Source organism: Profundibacterium mesophilum KAUST100406-0324 (assembly GCF_009835145.1).
Lineage (GTDB): Bacteria > Pseudomonadota > Alphaproteobacteria > Rhodobacterales > Rhodobacteraceae > Profundibacterium > Profundibacterium mesophilum.
Genome location: NZ_APKE01000065.1, coordinates 1 through 1,401, shown reverse-complemented (window position 1 = coordinate 1,401; position 1,401 = coordinate 1). Strand labels below are relative to the sequence as shown.

Here is a 1,401-nt window from a genome sequence, read left to right as displayed (position 1 = left end):
GCTGTTCAGCGCTCCTGCGAGCTTCGCCAGAGCCCCCCTCCTCCAAACGAGCTAAGCCCTGTTCAATCCTAGACTTTTCCAGACCGGCGCGACCTTGAGTGGTCGAAAACAGGTTCGAAAGGGCTTCCTGAACTGGGACGCAAGCGTCCCAGTTTGTTCTGAGCGTCCCAGTTAGGCGCAACCTACTGTAAGATAGATAATAAACGAGAGCGCGCCGGCTCGTACGAGGGTGCCGAACTGGGACGCTATTTTCGCGATTTCACAACCGTTGGACGGTGTGCCCCCCAGACGACGCGGCCAATAATGGTCATCTGCTCGACCTCAGACGGGGTGCGCATCTCGGTCGGAAAAGTGACGTTCTCGGAGCGCAGAAGGAGCCGGTCCTTGAGACGTTCCAGACGCTTCACGCGGACATCACCCGCGATATCGACCAGGGCATAGATCTCGCTGTCGCGCAGGTCACTCTTGCTCCTGTCGACCAGGACCAGATCGCCAGGATGAAGCGTGGGCAGCATGCTCTCGCCAGTCACGCTGACGGCGACGCATTTCTCGGCATCGAGGCCCTGTTCGAACATCCACTTGGCGCGGAACGCGAGGGGCGCCAGTTCAGCGGCATTCTCGCCGTTGTGCCCAGGACCGGCCGAGAGCTGTACGTCGAAGCGGCGGACCCGCACGAACTCGCCTTCGAAGGCGATCGCCTCATGGTTCGACAAAGAGGGGCGAGGTGGACCTACGTAGACTTCTAAGCCGAGCGCAGCGGACAGAGCTTTAACTGTCTCAAATGATGGAGACGAGCCGCGTTTAATGTTCTGCAACTTTGCGCTGGATTTTTCGTATCCGGCTGCCTGACCGACGTCAGCTTGAGACAAGCCCAAGGCTTTCCGGCGTGCCTCGAAGAGGGAGTATAGATCGGTCTTTTCCACCGGTGGAAAATTACACCGAAAATGAGCGGCAGTGCAACAGGGGAGCGCGATACAGACTGTCTACAAAATAGTGTAAATATATATTGACCACATGGTGTAAATATATATCTTCTAGTCATGGATCAGGCGCACCTCATAACTCTCGCAGCGGTTCTTTCTGCACATGTAGCAAGAAGCGAAGCTACCATCTCCAACTGGGCAGTCGGCCATGCGCGCCTGTTTACGAGACTGCGTGATGGCCATGGCTGCACAGTTCGCACAGCCAATCGAGTGATTGGCTGGTTCGACGAGATCTGGCCCGAGGATCTGGAGTGGCCGCGGGATGTTCCGCGCCCGTCTGCCTCGGAGGACGCGGCATGAGGCCGGCGCGTCATACCATTGCCCTCCGGGGGGGCGGTTCGGTCTCAGGCGAGCTCGGCGTGCTTGCGATACCTGTAGCCCTCGAAGGCGAGGGTGTGGCCGAGCAGGCGATGATGCC

The 1,401-nt window shown here is 58.5% G+C and carries 1 protein-coding gene; it reads right to left on the bottom strand.

Annotated elements, in window-relative coordinates; all coding sequences use genetic code 11:
• Window positions 1-245 precede the first annotated feature (245 nt).
• Window positions 246-923 carry an XRE family transcriptional regulator gene (locus tag PMES_RS16205; protein ID WP_159966754.1) on the bottom strand — a complete coding sequence of 226 codons (678 nt, stop codon included), beginning with the start codon at window positions 921-923 and terminating at the stop codon, window positions 246-248.
• Between the last annotated feature and the right edge of the window lie 478 nt (window positions 924-1,401).